Origin of the sequence: Streptomyces decoyicus (assembly GCF_019880305.1) — a bacterium.
In the GTDB taxonomy this organism is placed as follows: Bacteria; Actinomycetota; Actinomycetes; order Streptomycetales; family Streptomycetaceae; genus Streptomyces; species Streptomyces decoyicus.
In genome coordinates, this window is record NZ_CP082301.1 from 714437 (window position 1) to 732278 (window position 17842).

Below are 17842 nucleotides of genomic sequence, written 5' to 3' on the forward strand. Positions count from 1 at the left end.
GAAATTCCCAAGTGACGAGGGATACGCCATGACGCAGGAACCGGTGAATCCGGCCGCGCCCGTGAAGCCCGCCTTCGCGGAGGTGGCGCAGGCGGCGGCACGGGCATTCGACCTGGTGCCGGCCGGGGCCGAGGAGCGTCGGCACGGGCAGGACAGCAGCATCGCCCAACGGCTGAAGACCGACCCGGAGACGGTCGAACGCGATCTCATGAAATTGGTGCTGACCATCGTGGAGCTCTTGCGGCAGCTCATGGAGCGCACCGCACTGCACCGCGTCGACCAGGGCGATCTGAGCGAGGAGCAGGAAGAGCGAGTCGGGATGACGCTGATGATTCTCCAGGACCGTATGACGGAACTCTGTGAGCGCTACGGGCTCACGATGGAGGACCTCAATCTCGATCTCGGTCCCCTTGGCTCCCTGTTGCCGCGCGATGACGTCGGCTGACCGGCTCAGCAACGTCGCCCTCGTCGAGCGTCCCCGCTGAATTCCTGATCGGTGGCGCATACCTGACCGCTATCGCCCGACGCCGATGTTTCAACGGTGGTTGAACGGCAACACGCATTACCAGGGCCGCAGAGCACACCAGGTTCCGTCGCTCCCCCGCGGTAATCCGCAGCGCGTTGGCAAGGGCCGCTGCGGAAAGGCCGGACATCGTCCGGACCGCCGCCAAGGGCGCAAGCGCGCAGTCGACGCCCGGCCGGTGCCGGGCGGACCGGGGTCGTCGTACCGGGGGCGTCGGTCCCGCACTCGTCATCAGATCGGCGTCATGGTTTCTTCCATGCGCTCTCCCGTCCTACCTACACGGAGGTGCAGGGTTATGGTTCCGCTGCTTCTGGTTCTGCTTCTCGCGCTGCTTCTCTTCGGCGCCGGATTCGCGCTCAAGGCGCTGTGGATCGTCGCCGTGGTCGTGCTGGCATTCTGGCTGCTCGGCTTCCTCATGCGTTCGACCGGCGCCGGCGGCCGGCGCGGCCGCTGGTACCGCTGGTAGACGCCGGCCCCGATCCACTCGACGTCCCCGGCGGGCCGATCCCCTTCGGCCCGCCGGGGAACGGTATTTTCCGGCGGCCATTGCAACTGATGGGCCGTCACCCTACTCTTCCGGCACACCCCCACCGCACCGGGGCGCTCGTACGGTCTCACCCCTACGATCCGTGCGCGGTGCCGCGGGGCCGGCGCGCCGCGCGCCGGAGGGACAGCCATGTCCGACGACAGCGCTCGAAGAGCATCCTTCACCCGCCGCACGCTGCTGACCGGGGCCGCCGCCGCGGGGCTCGCCGCGGCAGCCGGATTGCAGCCCGCTCACCGCATTCCCGCAGGCAGTGCCGCGACCACCCTCACCCCTCCGCCCGGCTTTCCCGCGGGCATCCCGCTCTCCCAGCAAGCCTTCCGCAACTGGTCGTTGGAGATCATCGTCGAGGGGGTCTGGACCGCCTCTGCGCGCACCCCCGACGACGTGGTCGCTCTCGCCAACTGGGCCCATGAGCACGGCTACCGGCTACGGGCCCGGGGCAAGGGGCACACCTGGTCGCCGCTGGTGCTGCCCGCCGGGGCCGACACCAACCGCACGGTCATCGTCGACACCACGTCCCACCTCACCGCGGTCAGTGTGCACGGCGGCGGACCCGGGAGCGTCACCGCGCAGACGGGGGCGACCCTCGACACCATCCTCGCCCGCCTGGAGGAGGCAGGGCTCGGGCTCGCCACCACCACCGCGCCCGGCGACCTCACCATCGGCGGGGTGCTCGCCATCGGCGGCCACGGCACGGGACTGCCCACCGCCACCGAACACCCGCCCGCGGGGTCCGGCTTCGGCACCCTGAGCTCCCTGGTCACCTCCCTCACCGCCGTGGTGTGGAGCGCGACGGCGGGCCGCTATGTGCTCAAGACCTTCACCCGCTCCGACCCGGACATCCGCGCGTTCCTGGTCCATCTGGGCCGCGCGTTCCTCACCGAGGTGACGATGACCGCGGCGGCCAACACCCGGCTGCGCTGCCAGAATTGGTTCGATGTGAACGTGGGCACCGTCTTCGGTCCGCCCGGTACAGGCGGCCGCACGATCAGCTCCTACCTGGAGCGCACCGGACGCATCGAAGCGATCTGGTTCCCGTTCACCGACGTGCCCTGGCTGAAGGTGTGGAGCCCGGCACCGTCCAAGCCGCTGCTCGCCAAGCAGATCGACGTCCCGTACGCCTACACCTTTGCCAACCGTGTCACCGAGGAGATGTCGGGGCTGCTCGGGGAGATCGCCGCGGGCGGCGGCGACAAGACGCCCGCGTTCACCAAGCTCGCCATGTCCATCGTCGGGTCCGGGCTGATCGTCACCGGTACCTGGGACGTCTGGGGCTGGTCGAGAAACAGCCTGCTCTACGTCGAGCCGTCGACACTGCGGATCGTCGAAGCGGGGTGGGCGGTACTGACGTCCCGGGCGAATGTGCAGCGCGTGGTGGGGGACTTCCACTCCCGCTACCAGAGCGTGCTGACGGCGCATCAGAATCGGGGCTCGTACCCGGTCAACGGACCGATCGAGCTGCGTATCACCGGTACGGACCCCCTCGACGGTCCGCTGCTGTCCCCGGCGCGTGCCCGCGCCGACCACCCCGAGTGGGACACCGTCGTGTGGCTCGACTTCGCCACCTATCCCGGCACGCCCGGTGCGGCCCCCTTCTTCCGCGAGCTGGAACAGTGGATCTGGCAGACCTACACCGGCTCGTATGCGACCGTGCGCCCCGAGTGGTCCAAGGGCTGGGCCTACACGGACGGCGGGCCGTGGACGGACCCTGCCACCCTGGGCGGCACCGTCCCGGCCGCGTTCGAGGACTGGCGCACCGCCCGGGACACGCTGAACCGCCATGACCCGGCACGGGTGTTCTCCAACGCCTTCCTCGACACTCTGCTGCCCTGAGCGGAGCCCCGACCTGATCGGAGTCCCCCTGCGGCCAAAAAGCGCTTACGCCGCCGGGCCCGAGGAGCCGGGCGGCGCCCGGCCGAGTGCGGCGGCCCACCGTTCGGACCACCGGTGCAGACCCCGCCTCTCGTCGCAGGCATCTTTCCCGAGGAGAGCAGCGCTTCGATTTCCGAACCACTACACTCCCTTCACCGCTTCGAAATCCGAAGCGGTGAAGGGAGTGGTCAGAGTGGTCATGAGTGCACGCATCCCGCCCGTCGAAGCCCCCTGCTCCCCCGAGGCCGCCGCCGTACTGCGCCGCATGATGCCGGGCGACGAAGAGCCGCTCGCCCTGTTCCGGTTGTACGCCCGCAAGGTGCCGCTGGCCGAGGCACTGCACGGCTGGGGCTCGTACGAGCTCGGCCTCGGCCTGCGGGACCGGGAGGTCAAGCGATTCCGGGAGGTCCCGCTCCCGGACGGCAGTGCGGCGGAAGAGGGCGGCCGGTGAAAGTCGTTCTCCCCGCCTCGTTCTCCCGCCTCGTCCTCGCCACGTCGCCCTCGCCATGGCTGATGACGCCGTCATGACCGTCATGACCGTCATGACCGTCATGAAGGGCCGGAAGGACGGAGGGTGAGCGTGCCCTCCGGGGCACAGAGGACGCAGGGGTGGAAGCCGGAACCGATCCGGTCGAGGAGCGCTCGCAGCCATCGGGTGTCCTGGCGCGAGGCGTGCCACAGCCGCATGCGCCGGGCCTGAAGAGGGGTGATCCGCACCTCGTGGAGTCTGCCGGTGTCCGGGTCCACCGAGACGAGGCAGAGCAGCCGCAGGTCGTCCCGATATCGCTCGTAGCCGGTGATGCCCTCGTAGTCATCGATGAAGTCGCCGCACCCGTAGATCACGAGCTTCCCCCGGTACGCCTCCAGGGCGCGGGGATGGTGCGAGGAGTGTCCGTGGACGACATCCACGCCGCCGTCGAGAAGTGCGTGCGCGAAGGCGGCCTCGTCACGTGGCACGTGGTAGCCCCAGTTGGCACCCCAGTGGACGGAAACGACCGCGACATCGCCCGGCCGCTTCACCTGCCGTACCCGGCCGACGATCCCGGTCGCGGCGGCAGACGAGGGCCTGGCCACGAAGTCGACGCCGGCGCGGTCCCCGGTCGCGGCCCATGTTCCGGGGACGCCGCTGGACGGCATGCCGAAGGAGAAGACCAGGATCCGGCGGCCGCCTTCGAGGGGAATGACCGCCGGCCGGCGCGCCGCGTCGGCGTCCGCGCCCGCCCCGGCCGTCCGCAGCCCCGCCCCCGCCAAGGCGTCGAGGGTGTCCGCCAGTCCTTGGCGCCCGAAGTCCAGGACGTGGTTGTTGGCCAGCACGCAGACGTCGGGGCGGACGGCGGTCAGGCACGGAAGGTTCGCCGGGTGCATCCGGTAGTGGATCCCCTTGCCGGGGGCGAATTCACCGTCCGCCGTGACGCTGGTTTCCAGATTGACCACCCGGGCGGCGGGCGCGGCGATATCGAGCACCCGCAGTGCGTCCCCCCAGGGCCAGGCGAAGCCGACCGGACGGGGAATGGAGCCGTTCGCCGCCTCCGCCAGCTCGGCATAGGCCCGGGCGTCCCGCACGTAGCCCTCCCGCAGCTCCGGGTCTCCCGGGCACGGAAGGACCTGGTCGACGCCACGGCCGAGCATGACATCGCCGCAGAGGAACAGGGTGAGCAAGTCACTACCCATTCCCCCAGGTTAGAGCCCGTTGCCGGAGGTTTCGCGTCGCGGCGGCCCGCGCTCCGCCCGGCGGCGCCTCACGCCAGGAGACGTCCCGTTTCCCCCCGGCCGCCAGGCTGTTCTCCGCGCCTCCGAGCTGCACGGTTACGCGGCTGCGTCGAGGCTTCAGGGTCGTGGAGACCCGGCGTAGCGACGTGGAGGCGGAGCGATGTAGCGATGTGGCGACGTACCCATGTGGAGATGTAGCGACGTGACGCAGGCAGCAGTGCGCCACTCAGCAGACTTCACACCGCGGCACCGGGCCGGTCTGCCGGCTGTGCGACGCGACCGGATCAAGCGCCACGGGGTCCGTCGCCGTGACCGGAGCACCCGGGGCGACAGGGAGCGCCGTGCCCCGTCCGCCGGGCGGGGCCGCGGTGCGGGAACCGGCGGCCAGGATGCTGACGGTGTTGGCCGTCACGATGGCCGCGATGGCCAGCCAATCGATCGCGTGCAGGGTCTGGTCCAGGACGACGAGGCCGACCAGTGCCGCGAGGACGGGGTTGACGCTCATGAAGACGCCGAAGAAGCGGGCGGGGACCCGGCGCAGGGCGAGCAGGTCGGCGAGGAAGGGGACGGCCGAGGAGAGGATGCCGGCGGCCGCCGCATATCCCACGGCGCTCGCGGTCGGCGGGTGGTGGGCGAGCACGGTGAGGCCGACGGGTAGGTACAGCAGGGCGGAGATGCCGGCAGCGGCGGCCGATCCTTCGGTGCCCGGCAGGCGGGCGCCGACGAGGCGGTTGAGCAGGATGTAGCACGCCCAGCACACGGCGGCGAGCAGGCCCAGCGCGATGCCGGCGTAGTCGGTGCTCGGCTGCGGGCGGGCCAGCAGGACGACGGCAGCCCCCGCGACGAGGGCGCACAGCAGGTCGGCCAGGCGGCGGGAGGCTGCCAGGGCCACGGCCAGCGGCCCGAGGAACTCCAGTGTCACCGCCAGGCCCAGGCCGATGCGGTCGATCGCCGTGTAAAGGGACAGGTTCATCGTGGCGAACACCGCCGCCAGGCACAGCACCGGCCACCACTGCCGCCAGGTGAACGAGCGCAGCCGCGGCCGGCCCACCGCCACGAGGACGAGGCCGGCCACCCACTGCCGTACGGCCACCACACCGGCCGGCCCGATCACCGGAAACGCCAGTGCTCCGGTGGCGGCACCGATCTGGTTGGAGAGTCCGCTGCCGCACATCATCGCCACGCCTGCCGCACGGCCCGGGTGCGCCGCCGATCCCCCGTGAGCGGCCTCGGGGTACGGCCGGCCTTGAGTGCTCCTTCGCATGCAGGGCAGCATCCCTCCGCGCAGATCCATACGTAAAATGCATGCACGTACTCATCGATGCGCTGTGGTTATGGATCTGCAAAATGGCTCTGCCTATGGAACTGCGGCATCTGCGCTGTCTGGTGGCGATCGTCGATGCCGGTGGCTTCACCGATGCCGCCATCGACCTCGGTGTCTCGCAGGCGGCGGTGTCCCGCACGCTCGGTTCGCTCGAAGACGCCCTGGGGGTACGGCTGTTGCACCGCACGAGCCGGAATGTCATCCCCACCACGGCAGGCGTTCAGGTGCTGGCGCGCGCCCGGAAAGTGCTGACCGAGGCCGACAACCTCATCCGGGAAGCCACCACCGGTCATACGCGGCTGCGCATCGGCCACGCATGGTCGGCCATGGGCCGGCACACCGCCGAGTACCAGCGCCGTTGGGCCGCCCGCTACCCCGACGTCGAGCTGCACCTGATCCGCACCAACTCCGCCACCGGTGGCCTGGCGGAGGGCCTGTGCGACCTCGCCGTGGTCCGCACCGCCTTCGATGACGCCCGCTTCGCCAGCGCCGTCGTCGGCCACGAACGCCGCTACTGCGCCATGGCCGCCGACGACCCCTGGGCCAGGCGCCGTTCCATCGCCCTGTGCGACATCCGCGAACGCACCTTGCTCATCGACCGGCGCACCGGCACCACCACGGCCGACCTGTGGCCCGCATCAGCGCGCCCCGTCGTCGAGCACACCCAGGACATCGACGACTGGCTCGCGCTGATCGCCACCGGCCGCACCGTCGGCATCACGCCGGAGAGCACCGTCAACCAGTACCGGCGCGACGGAATCGTCTTCCGGCGGCTGCGGGACGCGGCACCCATCGCGGTGCACCTCATCTGGCGACGCCATGACCCGCATCCGGCGACCCACGCTGCCGTCGCGCTGCTCACCGACCTCTACGGACAGCGGAAGTGACCGACTGCGCCGGGCTTCATACCACTCCCCCGGCAGCGTCCGGTACCGATCAGCCGGGCCTCCCGTCACCCCCTCTTCCCCGCACCACCGGAAACGGACGGGCACGTCATGACGGAACCCACCACCGCCTTGCAGGAACAGGTCTCGGCTCTCGGGCCGTTCTTCACCTTCGAGACGCACGCCGCGGGGTCGGAACTCGTGTCTCCCTGGCGGAAGTTGAGCGAGGTGGCGCGGGTGGAGAGCGGGGTCCTGGAGGAGCGGGTCGCCTCGGTGCGGGCCGCTCTCGCCGCCGGGGGTGGGCGACCGGCCGAGGCCGTCGAGCTGCGCGTGGCCGCGTCGGTGGCGCATCTGGGGCTGGTGGCGCGGGTCGTGTCACCGATGCTCGGCCTGGCCGCGCTGCACCGCCTGCCGCCGCGGCCGCCCACGCTGGACGAACTGCGGTGGCACTCCGGCCTCGGTGGCGCGTTCGCCCTGTCGCTGCCGCGGGAGACGGTGGCCGCCGTTGCCGCGGGTGACGCCGTCGCCACGGATGACGCCGGATCCGTCGCCGGTGCCCGTGCTGCCGCGGCCCTGCTGGCGGGGCCGGGCCGCGATCTGGTGGACGCCGTCGCGGCCTTCTCGGTGTCCCGGCGCATTCTGTGGGGCAATGTGGCCTCGGCGGTGAACGGCGCGACCGCGGGCATCGTGTCGGCAGCACCGGCCCTGGCGCGGCCCGCCCGCACCGCGGCCCTGCTGATGCTGCGCCAACCGCAGCTCCGCGACGCCCACACCCTGGATCCGCGCAACGGGCGCTTCCGGCGCAGGAGTTGCTGTCTGATCTACCGGGCCGCACCGGACGCCGCGGGCGCCGTGTGCGGCGATTGCGTCCTCGTACGCCGATAGGGCGTGCGCGGTGGCGCCCGGTCAGCCGACGTGGACGCGGGGGCGGCGGTCGCGGTCGGGTTCGGCCTCGCGCAGGACCTCCCGGGTGACGGGGGCGACTTCGCCCTGGCCGAAGAGGAAGAAGCGGAGGAACTGGGCGAAGGGGTTGCCCTCGGTCCACTCGAAGTAGATGTGCGGCCGCGCACCGGTGAGATCGCGGGCATGCAGCAGCAGAGCCGCCAGCGCGTTGGAGACGGTGGAGCTGTCCATGACGAGCACCCGGAAACGGCCGTGCAGCACCTCGCCGCGTACGCGTAGTTCGCTCTCGAATTCGGACGGGTCGCCGACGGTGACCTCGACGAAGATGAAGTCGTCGTCGACCGGGAGGTCGTTGTCCGTACGGATCTGCTGGAGCTTGTCGCGGTACTCGGACAGATCGCGCTGGTCGGGCTCGTTGGCGATGAAGCGGATCTTGCGGTGGGCGGTGTCGCGGATGAACCGCTCGGCCTTCTCGTCGAGCACGACGCTGGTGACGCGCAGTTCGAAGGCGCGGGCGAGGCGGGAGAGGAACGAGACGAGGATGATGCCGGCGATGAAGCAGGCACCGATCTTCACGCCGTCGGGGCGCTCGATCACATTCGCCACGGTGGTGTAGAGGAACACCACGGAGATGACGGCGAAGCCGATCGTCCAGCCGTGCTCGCGGGCGCGCCGGGCGGTGATGGTCACGGCGATCGCGGCGGAGCTGATCAGGACCAGGACGCCGGTGGCGTAGGCGCCGCCCTGGGCGTCCACATCGGCGTCGAAGAGCCAGGTCACCAGGAAGGCGACCAGGGTGAAGACCAGCACCATCGGGCGGACCGCCCGCGCCCAGTGGGGTGCCATCCCGTAACGCGGCAGGTATTGCGGCATCAGATTCAGCAGACCGGCCATGGCCGAGGCGCCGGCGAACCAGAGGATGGCGATGGTGGAGACGTCGTAGACCGTGCCGAAGAGGGAGCCCAGGTACTCGTGGGCCAGATAGGCCAGGGCGCGCCCGTTGGCCGCTCCGCCGGGCTTGAATGCGCCCGCGGGGATGAGCAGGGTCGTGATGAAGCTGGTGATGATGAGGAAGACACTCATGATCACGGCGGCGGTGGTGAGCAGCTTCTTCGCACCCCGGATCCGGCCTTTGGGGCGCTCCTCGGTGTCGTCGGGGTCGCCCTCGATATGGGGCATGACGGCCACACCGGTCTCGAAGCCGGACAGGCCCAGTGCCAGCTTCGGGAAGACCAGCAGCGCCACACCGATCATCGCCGGCACGCTGCCGTGCTCGGCGGTCAGCGCATGGGACCAGTCGGTGACGACCTGCGCCGTGGTGGCCACATGCCACAGCCCGACGACGACCACGACCGCATTGAGCCCCAGGTAGAGGCCCACCAGGACGATCGCCACCCCGATGGCCTCCAGGAAACCCTTGAGGAACACCGCACCGAGCAGGGCGACCAGGATCAGCGTGATGACCAGCTGACCGTTGTGCAGGGCGCTGGTGAGGTGGGGGTTCTCCACCAGGTGGGTGGCGGCGTCGGCCGCCGACAGGGTGATGGTGATGAGGAAGTCGGTGGCGGCGAAACCCAGCAGGGTCAGCACGAACAGCTTGCCCTGCCAGAAGGACAGCAGCCGCTCCAGCATCGCGATCGAGCCCTGACCGTGCGGGCTCTCCCTCGCCACCCGCCGGTACACCGGCAGCGCGCCGGCCAGCGTCACCAGGACGAGGACCAGGGTGGCGATCGGTGACAGGGCGCCTGCGGCCAGTGCGGCGATGCCCGGCTGATAGCCGAGTGTCGAGAAGTAGTCCACTCCGGTCAGGCACATCACCCGCCACCACCGCTGGCCGCGGTGGGCGCCTTCCGGCGCGGCGTGCGGCCCCGGGTGGTGCTTGGCCATGTCGGCCAGGCCCTCCAGCATCCACGCGCGCAGGCGATGCCGTGCTGCGTCCCCGGGAGGAGATCCGGCGGAGGCGGCCATCGTGTGCTCCTGTCGTACCGCGAAAGCATCCGGCCATCGGGGAGACGGCCACGTCAGCGTACGTAGTGCGGACGTCGTGACCGTGGTGCTCGGCCCTGTGGCGCGTTCGTGTCCCGGCGCCGCGGCGGCAGCCGGGTGTTCAGACGGGGAGCCCCGCGCCCCGGCGGGCCGGCTTTCCGGTGAGGTGGTGCACGTACTCGTCCTCCAGCCGGAATCCCGCGGTCCAGGCGAGGAGCCGGCTGGGGCGGTTGTCGCGGGAGCAGGTCCAGCTCGGGGTGTGGCCGCGAGCGGCGATGTCCCGGCACAGGGCGGTCACACAGGCCAGGGCCAAGTGCTGACGACGGTGTCCGGGGAGGGTGAAGCAGGCGATGTCCTCGTATCGGGTGCCGCGGAAGTAGGTGCAGGCCACGGCGAGTACCTCGTCCGTCCGGACGACGGCCCAGCCGAGTCCGGACGCGGCGAGACCGGCCGCGCCGCCCCAGCTGGCGTGCACCCACGCCGCGTCCGGAGGGAGGCCGGCCAGCGCCGTGGCGTCCCCTGGTGCCAGCCGGCGCACCGTCACACCGTCCGGGGTGCGCGGCGCCGGTACGGGTTCCCGGTGCAGATACAGCATCCGCTCCCACGGCACGACCAGGTCGAAGGCGCCGCCCAGCGCCGGCAGGAAGCGGGCGGGGGCCTGCACATAGTGCGCGCCGAAGACGGCGAGGGCGTCCGGGGCCAGGGCGCCCGGGTCGCCGCGGAGGAGTACATGGTCCGCGCACGCCACGGCCAGGGCACGTGGGCCGGCGGCGCGGTCGGCCCACCAGCGGCCGGCGCCACCGGCCCGTACGTGTTCGGCCAGCGCCGCCGTCCCGGGGGCTCCGGCGGCGAACCAGCGGGCGAGCGGGGGGAGTTGGTCCGGGGCGAGTTCGATCACAAGGGTTCCTCGGGTGGTCGCGGCCTGCCGCCTCGGTGCCGGTGCGGCCGTGCGCCAGGGCGGTGGCGCCGCGCTCGGCGGGCTGTCGGACGGACCGGGGGCCGGTGCCGGAGGCCCACCGGCCACGAGGACAGTACGGGAGGAACCGGGCAAGTCTCGCGTTATCCCTTCCAGGGACGGGAACGGGTACGCCGAACGGACCCGTCAGGTCCGTGCCTGCGACGTACCGCGGCACAAAGACGGCCGGAGAGTTCAGCGTGTCGCCGGGCGGATCCGCTCGGTGAGCGTCCAGGAGCGTGGCCCGGAAACCTTGTGGTGGTGTGCCAGAGTGGGAGGTGGACGGGCGCCGCGGTCGATGCGTGCGAGAGAGGGCGGCCTGTCATGTCCCTACAGTCGGATCGCCCCGGCGCGATCACCACATATCCCAGGTCCACGCCCCGGCGGAGCGCGGAGTACGAGGACCTGTTCGATCAGGCTCCGGTGATCTTCGCTGCGCTGAGCGGCCCGTCGCATCTGCTGGAGGCGGCGAATCCGGCTTTCTTCGAGGCATTCGGCGGCGACCGCAACGGGACCGGCGCGCCGCTCGCCGACCTGGTTCCGGAGCTGGCGCCACAGGGCGTCATCGACCGGCTCGATGCGGTGTACCGCACCGGCACCCCGTACCGGGCCCGCGGCGGACGGCTGGTGCTCGGTGCGCCGGGGACGGAGCGGGAGGGGTTCTTCGACTTCACCTACGAGCCCCGCCGGGACGCGGTCGGCGAGGTCGACGGGGTGGTCGTGATCGCGGTGGAGACCACCGTGTACCACCACGCCCAGCTCCTCGCGGCCGAACAGCGCATCCTGCTGGAGCAGATCGCCCGCGACGCCCCGCTGGGCGACATCCTGACCGGCATGGCGCGGGCCATCGAGGAGCTGTCACCGGAACTGATCGTCTCGGTGCTGCTGGCCGATCCCGAGGGCCGGCATCTGTGGCACGGCACCGGCCCGGGCCTGCCGGACTTCTACAACGAGGCGATCGACGGGATAGCCATCGGTCCGGACGTCGGCTCGTGCGGCACCGCCGCGTATCTGCGGGTGCCGGTGATCGTCACCGATATCGCCACCGATCACCGGTGGGACGGCTACCACGACCTGGCCGCGCGGGCCGGGGTCGCGGCGTGCTGGTCCACCCCGATCCTGGCGACGGACGACCGGCTGCTGGGCACCTTCGCGATGTATCACCGCGCTCCCAAGGCCCCCGAGGACAAGGATCTGGCCCTCAGCGCCGCGTTCGCCCGTATCGCCGCGCTGGCCATCGAGCGTCATCAGGCCATGGAGGCCCGCCGCGCGGCCCAGAAGCGGGAGAAGGAGGCCCGTGAGGACCTGGCCTTCGTCCTGGACGCCAGTACGGCCATCACCCGCGAGCTGCACTACGCCGACTGTCTCCAGTGCCTGGCCCGGCTGACCGTGCCGACCTTGGCCCCGCTGTGCAGCGTCCATGTCATCGAGGACGGGCGGACCCGGCGGATCGCCGTGGCCGCCGCCTCCCGGGCCGAGGAGGACCTCCTCGCCTCCCCCGTCCTGCGGGACCAGGTCGACAAGGCGGTTGCCCGCGTCCTGGCCTCGGGCACCACGGAGTCGGACCACGCCGGCTCCTCGTCCGGCGGCGGCCCCGTGCTGCCCGGCGTCACCGGTTACGTCTGCGCCCCGCTGGCCACCCGCGGCCGCACCTTCGGCGCTCTGACCCTGCTGGCCACCGACCGGCCCCTGGACGGCCATGTCATCGCCCTCGCCGAGGAGCTGGCCCGCCGGGCCGCTTCCAGCGCCGACAACGCCCACCAGTTCAGCGACCGCGTCCAGCTGGCCCGCGACCTCCAGGCCGGGCTGCTGCCTCCGGAGCTGCCAAGGATCCCGGGCGCCGATCTGGCGGCGTCCTACTACCCCGCCGGGGAAGGGCTCGACGTCGGCGGCGACTTCTACGACGTGTTCCCGCTCCCGGACGACCGCTGGGCGTTCATGATCGGGGATGTGTGCGGGCGCGGTGCCCTGGCCGCGACCACCACCGGCATGGTCCGTCACACCGCACGCGCCGCCGCCCGGCTGCTGCACGACCCGGCTGCCGTGGTCGCCGCCATCAACACCGCACTGACCGGGAACGCTCTCGACGAGGACTACTTCGTCTCACTCGTCTACGGCGAGCTGCGGCACACCCCGTCCCACCTCGCGCTGGAGCTGATCCGCGCCGGCCACGTCCCGCCGCTCGTGCGCCGCACCGACGGGACGGTCGAACAACTCGTCCAGTCGGGCCTGCTCCTGGGGATCGCCCCCGCCTTCGACGGCGCCGTCTGCCGGCTCGACCTCTATCCGGGCGACAGTCTGGTGCTGGTCACCGACGGCATCACCGAGGCCCGCTCCGCCGCCGGCGAGTTCTTCGACGAACGCCGTCTGGCCGAGGCCCTCCTCGCCCTCCCGACCCCGCTCTCCGGTGCGGGCGCTCTCATCGAGGCCATCCATACCGCGGTGACCGCTTTCGCGGGTCGTTCCACCCCCGATGACCAGGCCGCTCTGGTCCTCACCGCCACCTGACAGCCGGCCCGGCGCCCACCGACGGACACCGCTCCGGCCGGTCCGCACACCGCCCGGCCACGGGTCCCGGACCGGGGCACAGGGCCCCGGCCGGTGACGAAGGCCGCGCTCCCTCTGCCCTTCCCCGGGCCACGTGCCTATTTTGGCTTCATGGACCCCGTGCCGCGTGCCACCCCCGACGACACCAACCCGCTGCGCCGGCTCTCCCTGGACGACCTGCGGCTGCGTACGAGCATGAAGTGGCGTACCTACCCGGACGATGTGCTGCCGCTGTGGGTGGCGGAGATGGACGTGCCGCTCGCCGTACCGGTCGCCGAGGCCATCACGGCTGCGGTGGCGCTCGGCGACACGGGCTATCCGGCCGGGACGGCGTACGCGCGGGCGCTGGCCGACTTCGCACGGGCGCGATGGGACTGGGACGGGCTCGCCGTGGAGCGCACGGCGATCGTGCCCGATGTGATGCTGGGTATCGTCGAGGTGCTCAAGCTGCTGACCGGCCCGGGAGACGCGGTGGTCGTCAACTGCCCCGTCTATCCGCCGTTCTACCAGTTCGTGACGCATATGGACCGGCGCGTGGTGGAAGCGCCGCTGGGAGCGGCGGGGCGGATCGATTTCGCCTCGCTGGAGCGGGCGTTCCGGCACGCGGTCGCGGACGGGGGCCGGGCCGCTTACCTGCTGTGCAGCCCGCACAACCCCACCGGCACCGTGCACGACGCCGAGGAACTGTCCGCGGTCGCGGCGCTCGCGGACAGATATGGCGTACGGGTCGTCGCCGACGAGATCCACGCTCCCGTGGTGGCCCTGGACGCCGGTTTCGTGCCCTACTTGAGCGTGCCCGGGGCGGAGAGCGGTCTGTCGCTGATGTCGGCCTCCAAGGCGTGGAACCTGGCCGGTCTCAAGGCGGCGCTCGCCGTCGCCGGGCCCGCCGCGGCCGACGAGCTGGCCCGCATCCCGGAGGAGGTCAGCCACGGCCCCAGTCACCTCGGCATCATCGCCCACACCGCCGCCCTGCGGGACGGCGGTGACTGGCTCGACGCGGTGCGCGCCGGCGTCGACGACAACCGCCGGCTGCTCGCCGGCCTGCTGGCCGAGCGACTCCCCGAGGTCCGCTACCGCCCCGCCGCCGGGACGTATCTCGCCTGGCTCGACTGCCGCCCGCTCGGTCTCGGTGACGACCCCGCCGCGGCCTTTCTCGAACGCGGCAGAGTCGCCCTCAGCCCCGGTACCAGCTTCGGCACCGGCGGCGCCGGTCACGTCCGGCTCAACCTGGCGACCTCGCCCGAGCTGCTCACCGAGGCCGTACGGCGCATGGCCGTCGCGCTGACGTGACCGGGGCGCCCGGCCGGGCTCGCGGCTTCCGTCCCCCGAGGGAAGGAACCACCGGACCGGGCAGCCGGCCACCCCGCCACCGGCCCTCCTCCACACCGCAGTTGAGAGGGCCGTTTTTGGATTGCGGGGAGTTTCTCCATACGATCCGGCGATGATCACAAGAAAACGGCTGGCGGCCGGGCTGTGCGGCCTGCTGGCCGCGATGACCGTCGCGTCGGCCCCCACACCTGCCGCGGCCGGTGAACCGGATGCGAAGTCTTCCCCCAAGGTCGAGTTGACGCTCGATGTCAGCGGCTCGATGCGGGCGCGTGACATCGACGGGCAGAGCCGGATGGCCGCGGCGAAGCAGGCGTTCAACGAGGTACTGGACGCGGTACCGGACGAGGTCCAGCTCGGCATACGTACCCTCGGCGCCAACTACCGCGGCGAGGACCGGAAGGTCGGCTGCAAGGACACCCGGCAGCTCTACCCGGTCGGTCCGCTGAACCGGACCGAGGCGAAGACCGCGGTGGCCACGCTCGCCCCCACCGGCTGGACGCCCATCGGACCGGCCCTGCTGGGCGCGGCCGACGACCTCAAGGGCGGCGACGCGACCCGCCGGATCGTCCTCATCACGGACGGCGAGGACACCTGCGCCCCGCTCGATCCCTGCCAGGTGGCGCGTGACATCGCCGCCAAGGGGATCCATCTCACCGTCGACACCCTCGGGCTGCTGCCGGACGCCAAGACCCGCAACCAGCTGAGCTGTATCGCCGAGGCGACCGGCGGAACCTACACCTCGGTACAGCACACCAAGCAACTCCGGGACCGAGTACACCAGTTGGTGGACCGCGCCGCCCATCCCGTGGCCCCTCCGGTGGCGACCGAGGGCGCGCAGCAGTGCGCCGACGCCCCCGAGCTCAAGGCCGGTCTCTACAGCGACCGGGAGAAGTTCGCCGAGCACCGCTGGTACCGGGTGAACGTCCGGCCCGGCCAGGAACTGCGTGCTTCGGTGAGCCTCGCCGCGGACCGTGCCGTGAACAACGACTACGGCGTGCTGCTGCGGGCCTCGACCGTGCACGGCCGGGAGATCGTCCGCGGGTCGGAGGCCGGCGACGGCCGTACGGATGTGATCTCCTCCGGGCTGCGCTACCCGAAGGCGCCAGTCGCCTCCGGGGACGACGACAAACCGGCGGCGGAGACCGTCTGCCTCCAGGTCAGCAACTCCTTCTCGGCACCCGCCTCGGTCAAGACCGACCCGGGCCTGCCCGTCGAGCTGACCGTCGACCTGGTGGACGGGCCCGACGACGCCTCCGACGCGGCCTTCTTCGGCCTCGGACACGGCTGGTGGCTGCTGGGCTCACTGGTGCTCAGCGGGCTCGTCGCCGGTCTGCTGTGGGGCTGGATATCCCGTTGGCGCGTCACCGTCTGGAGGACCAACTGATGCGCACCCTACGCACACTGATGACCGTGGTGCTGGCCGGCGCCGGTCTCCTCGGCCTGGCGGGAACTGCCGTCGCCGACAGCCCGTCCCCCGGGCCGAGCGCCGGCGCGGAGGAGACCGCCGCTCCGACCGAGGCGGGTACCTCCTTCCGCACGGCGACCGCCATCAAGCCGGATCAGCGGGCCACGGCCGACGCGTCCACCGGCGACTACCTCTACTGGGTGCTGCCCGTGGACGCGGGACAGCGCGCCACCGTCAAGGCCAAGGTGACGCTCCCACAGAGTGCCCGGCACGGTGCGGCGACCTGGCAGCTCGACGTCTACGACGGGCTGCGCCGCCATCAGGCCTGCATGTACGGCGCCCGGACCAGGACCGCGGTCCAGGAAGCGGGATCCGTCGAGCTGTCCTGCACCCTGCGCACGGTCCGCGCCTGGGCGGAACCGTGGTCGAACGATCCGCTGCCGGGCAGCTACTACGTCCGCCTGACGGTCGTCGATCTGCCCAAGGAGGACCTCGGCCTGCCGGTACACGCCGAGGTCGACGCCACCACGGCCGACACCGGCGGCGCCCACGCGGTGGACGGCACACTCGCCGCGCCCCTGGTGCCCGGCGCCTCCACCGCGACACCGCAGGCCCAGGAGAGCACCGCCCCCGGGGAGCCTGCGGCCCTGGGCGAGCCGGACGGCGGCTGGTCCTCCGGCGGGTGGTCCGACCGCTGGCTCTGGACCGCTGCGGGCGGGCTGCTCGCGGCCCTGGCCGGCCTCGCCGGCTACCGCTTCACCCGGGGCTCCGGCCGCCCGCCACAGGTGCCACCGGGCGTCTGAACTGCCGGGGCGGCCATGGCACGGGCCGTGGCCGCTCCACCCCGGGGACCGCTGTCTCTGTCCTCAACAACTCTCATCCCGGCAGGTTGAGTTCACCGGTCGCGGCCAGGGTGGCGCGGCCGGTGATGCGCGGGGTGTCGCCGGTGACGGTGACCCGGATGCGGGAGGGCCGGCCGAGCGCATGCCCCTGCACGACGGCCAGTTGGTCACCTGCCCGGCCGTGCCGGCGCAGGAGGCAGGCGAGCGGACCGGCGGCGCTCCCGGTGGCCGGGTCCTCGGTGATACCGGCGACCGGGTTGACGAAGCGGGCATGCACCCCGGCGTCGGGCTCGGCCGGGTCGAGGGCGTACAGGTACACACCCTGGCCGCCGACCTCGGGCAGCAGCGCCCGCAGCCGGGCGGCATCCGGACGCGCGGCCTCGACGACGCCACGGCTTCGGAGCCCGACCATCAGATGGGCGGCGCCCGTGGAGACGACCTGCGCGACGGGAAGTCCGTCTGCCGCCCCCAGTCCGTCGCCGTCGACCCCGAGTGCCTCGGCAAGGGCGGCCAGGTCGGTCAACTCAGCCCCGTATTCGGCCGCCCGCTGCTCCAGGGTGACCTCGATACGGCCGTTCCCGTCCGCGGTGATCTCGACCGGCAGCACCGCGGAACCCAGCTGCTGGTGCCAACGCCCCGCGCCGCCGTGGGGGCCGAGCCGGCCCGTGGACGCCAGCCACCACCAGGCACCGAGGGCATTGTGGCCGGCTCCGGACACCTCGATGCCCGCCGCGGTGAAGGAGCGCAGCCGCCAGGTGGCGCCGGGCTGCGCAGGCCGCAGCAGAAACGTCGTCTCCGCCTGGTGGAACTCGCGGGCGATGCGGGGCAGCAGCCCTTCGGGCAGCGCATCGGCGTCGGGAACGAGAGCCAGCGGATTGCCTTCCAGCGGCTGCTCGGTGAAGACATCCACCAAGGCGAACGGGATGCTGTCGGCCATGGGTCGAGCTCCTCTCGGCGAGGTCGGTCCGCGGCCCAGGCTACGTGCTGCCCTGCTCCCCGGGCCCTGCTCCCTTGG

At 71.9% G+C, this 17842-nt stretch carries 15 protein-coding genes; 10 read left to right on the forward strand and 5 right to left on the reverse strand.

Annotated features, from left to right (window positions below; all coding sequences use genetic code 11):
- Positions 1-28 precede the first annotated feature (28 nt).
- From K7C20_RS02955 to K7C20_RS02970, 4 genes are all read left to right on the forward strand, one after another.
- A complete protein-coding gene (locus K7C20_RS02955; protein WP_030076588.1) occupies positions 29-445 on the forward strand; it encodes a gas vesicle protein K in 417 nt (138 codons plus the stop codon).
- A gap of 373 nt (positions 446-818) precedes the next feature.
- Positions 819-989, forward strand: coding sequence for a hypothetical protein (locus K7C20_RS02960; RefSeq protein WP_053209035.1), 171 nt, complete (start codon positions 819-821; stop codon positions 987-989).
- Positions 990-1199: 210 nt separating this feature from the next.
- Positions 1200-2903: a cholesterol oxidase substrate-binding domain-containing protein gene (locus tag K7C20_RS02965; RefSeq protein ID WP_030076591.1), complete on the forward strand. Its 1704-nt coding sequence runs from the start codon at positions 1200-1202 to the stop codon at positions 2901-2903.
- Between the two features lie 238 nt (positions 2904-3141).
- Entirely contained in the window at positions 3142-3393 is a 252-nt protein-coding gene (locus K7C20_RS02970; protein ID WP_030076593.1) for a hypothetical protein, read from the forward strand.
- Positions 3394-3491: 98 nt separating this feature from the next.
- Here K7C20_RS02970 and K7C20_RS02975 read toward each other — a convergent pair whose 3' ends face one another.
- The gene (locus tag K7C20_RS02975; protein ID WP_030076595.1) at positions 3492-4613 is read right to left on the reverse strand and encodes a CapA family protein; all 1122 of its coding nucleotides are present in this window, start codon (positions 4611-4613) and stop codon (positions 3492-3494) included.
- A 265-nt stretch (positions 4614-4878) separates the two neighbouring features.
- Complete coding sequence (locus tag K7C20_RS02980) at positions 4879-5916, reverse strand: EamA family transporter (RefSeq protein ID WP_209443887.1); 1038 nt, start codon at positions 5914-5916, stop codon at positions 4879-4881.
- An 83-nt stretch (positions 5917-5999) separates the two neighbouring features.
- On the opposite strand from K7C20_RS02980, the gene K7C20_RS02985 reads away from it, so the two are divergent.
- Together K7C20_RS02985 and K7C20_RS02990 are read left to right on the forward strand one after the other, a co-directional pair.
- On the forward strand, positions 6000-6863 hold the full coding sequence (locus tag K7C20_RS02985) for a LysR family transcriptional regulator (RefSeq protein ID WP_245171063.1): 864 nt from the start codon (positions 6000-6002) through the stop codon (positions 6861-6863).
- A 108-nt stretch (positions 6864-6971) separates the two neighbouring features.
- Positions 6972-7745, forward strand: coding sequence for a (2Fe-2S)-binding protein (locus K7C20_RS02990; RefSeq protein WP_030076602.1), 774 nt, complete (start codon positions 6972-6974; stop codon positions 7743-7745).
- A 21-nt stretch (positions 7746-7766) separates the two neighbouring features.
- Here the strand turns inward: K7C20_RS02990 and K7C20_RS02995 are convergent, their stop codons facing one another.
- Together K7C20_RS02995 and K7C20_RS03000 are read right to left on the reverse strand one after the other, a co-directional pair.
- Entirely contained in the window at positions 7767-9731 is a 1965-nt protein-coding gene (locus tag K7C20_RS02995) for an APC family permease (protein ID WP_030076605.1), read from the reverse strand.
- 139 nt (positions 9732-9870) lie between these two features.
- Positions 9871-10647, reverse strand: coding sequence for a GNAT family N-acetyltransferase (locus K7C20_RS03000; protein ID WP_053209037.1), 777 nt, complete (start codon positions 10645-10647; stop codon positions 9871-9873).
- A 381-nt stretch (positions 10648-11028) separates the two neighbouring features.
- Here K7C20_RS03000 and K7C20_RS03005 point away from each other — a divergent pair, with 381 nt between their 5' ends.
- From K7C20_RS03005 to K7C20_RS03020, 4 genes are all read left to right on the forward strand, one after another.
- The gene (locus K7C20_RS03005) at positions 11029-13212 is read left to right on the forward strand and encodes a GAF domain-containing SpoIIE family protein phosphatase (protein WP_030076607.1); all 2184 of its coding nucleotides are present in this window, start codon (positions 11029-11031) and stop codon (positions 13210-13212) included.
- 150 nt (positions 13213-13362) lie between these two features.
- The gene (locus K7C20_RS03010; RefSeq protein WP_030076609.1) at positions 13363-14541 is read left to right on the forward strand and encodes a MalY/PatB family protein; all 1179 of its coding nucleotides are present in this window, start codon (positions 13363-13365) and stop codon (positions 14539-14541) included.
- 151 nt (positions 14542-14692) lie between these two features.
- The gene (locus tag K7C20_RS03015; protein WP_030076610.1) at positions 14693-15964 is read left to right on the forward strand and encodes a VWA domain-containing protein; all 1272 of its coding nucleotides are present in this window, start codon (positions 14693-14695) and stop codon (positions 15962-15964) included.
- A complete protein-coding gene (locus K7C20_RS03020; protein WP_030076613.1) occupies positions 15964-16788 on the forward strand; it encodes a hypothetical protein in 825 nt (274 codons plus the stop codon). Before K7C20_RS03015 ends, K7C20_RS03020 begins: the two co-directional genes overlap by 1 nt.
- A gap of 73 nt (positions 16789-16861) precedes the next feature.
- Here K7C20_RS03020 and K7C20_RS03025 read toward each other — a convergent pair whose 3' ends face one another.
- Positions 16862-17764 carry a PhzF family phenazine biosynthesis protein gene (locus K7C20_RS03025; protein WP_030076614.1) on the reverse strand — a complete coding sequence of 301 codons (903 nt, stop codon included), beginning with the start codon at positions 17762-17764 and terminating at the stop codon, positions 16862-16864.
- Positions 17765-17842 lie beyond the last annotated feature (78 nt).

What these genes read in the sequence shown, in the direction of transcription:
- K7C20_RS02955 (WP_030076588.1), top strand. Translation starts at nt 29, where the DNA reads ATGACGCAGGAACCGGTGAATCCGGCCGCGCCCGTGAAGCCCGCCTTC.
- K7C20_RS02960 (WP_053209035.1), top strand. Translation starts at nt 819, where the DNA reads ATGGTTCCGCTGCTTCTGGTTCTGCTTCTCGCGCTGCTTCTCTTCGGC.
- K7C20_RS02965 (WP_030076591.1), top strand. Translation starts at nt 1,200, where the DNA reads ATGTCCGACGACAGCGCTCGAAGAGCATCCTTCACCCGCCGCACGCTG.
- K7C20_RS02970 (WP_030076593.1), top strand. Translation starts at nt 3,142, where the DNA reads ATGAGTGCACGCATCCCGCCCGTCGAAGCCCCCTGCTCCCCCGAGGCC.
- K7C20_RS02975 (WP_030076595.1), bottom strand. Translation starts at nt 4,613, where the DNA reads ATGGGTAGTGACTTGCTCACCCTGTTCCTCTGCGGCGATGTCATGCTC.
- K7C20_RS02980 (WP_209443887.1), bottom strand. Translation starts at nt 5,916, where the DNA reads ATGCGAAGGAGCACTCAAGGCCGGCCGTACCCCGAGGCCGCTCACGGG.
- K7C20_RS02985 (WP_245171063.1), top strand. Translation starts at nt 6,000, where the DNA reads ATGGCTCTGCCTATGGAACTGCGGCATCTGCGCTGTCTGGTGGCGATC.
- K7C20_RS02990 (WP_030076602.1), top strand. Translation starts at nt 6,972, where the DNA reads ATGACGGAACCCACCACCGCCTTGCAGGAACAGGTCTCGGCTCTCGGG.
- K7C20_RS02995 (WP_030076605.1), bottom strand. Translation starts at nt 9,731, where the DNA reads ATGGCCGCCTCCGCCGGATCTCCTCCCGGGGACGCAGCACGGCATCGC.
- K7C20_RS03005 (WP_030076607.1), top strand. Translation starts at nt 11,029, where the DNA reads ATGTCCCTACAGTCGGATCGCCCCGGCGCGATCACCACATATCCCAGG.
- K7C20_RS03010 (WP_030076609.1), top strand. Translation starts at nt 13,363, where the DNA reads ATGGACCCCGTGCCGCGTGCCACCCCCGACGACACCAACCCGCTGCGC.
- K7C20_RS03015 (WP_030076610.1), top strand. Translation starts at nt 14,693, where the DNA reads ATGATCACAAGAAAACGGCTGGCGGCCGGGCTGTGCGGCCTGCTGGCC.
- K7C20_RS03020 (WP_030076613.1), top strand. Translation starts at nt 15,964, where the DNA reads ATGCGCACCCTACGCACACTGATGACCGTGGTGCTGGCCGGCGCCGGT.
- K7C20_RS03025 (WP_030076614.1), bottom strand. Translation starts at nt 17,764, where the DNA reads ATGGCCGACAGCATCCCGTTCGCCTTGGTGGATGTCTTCACCGAGCAG.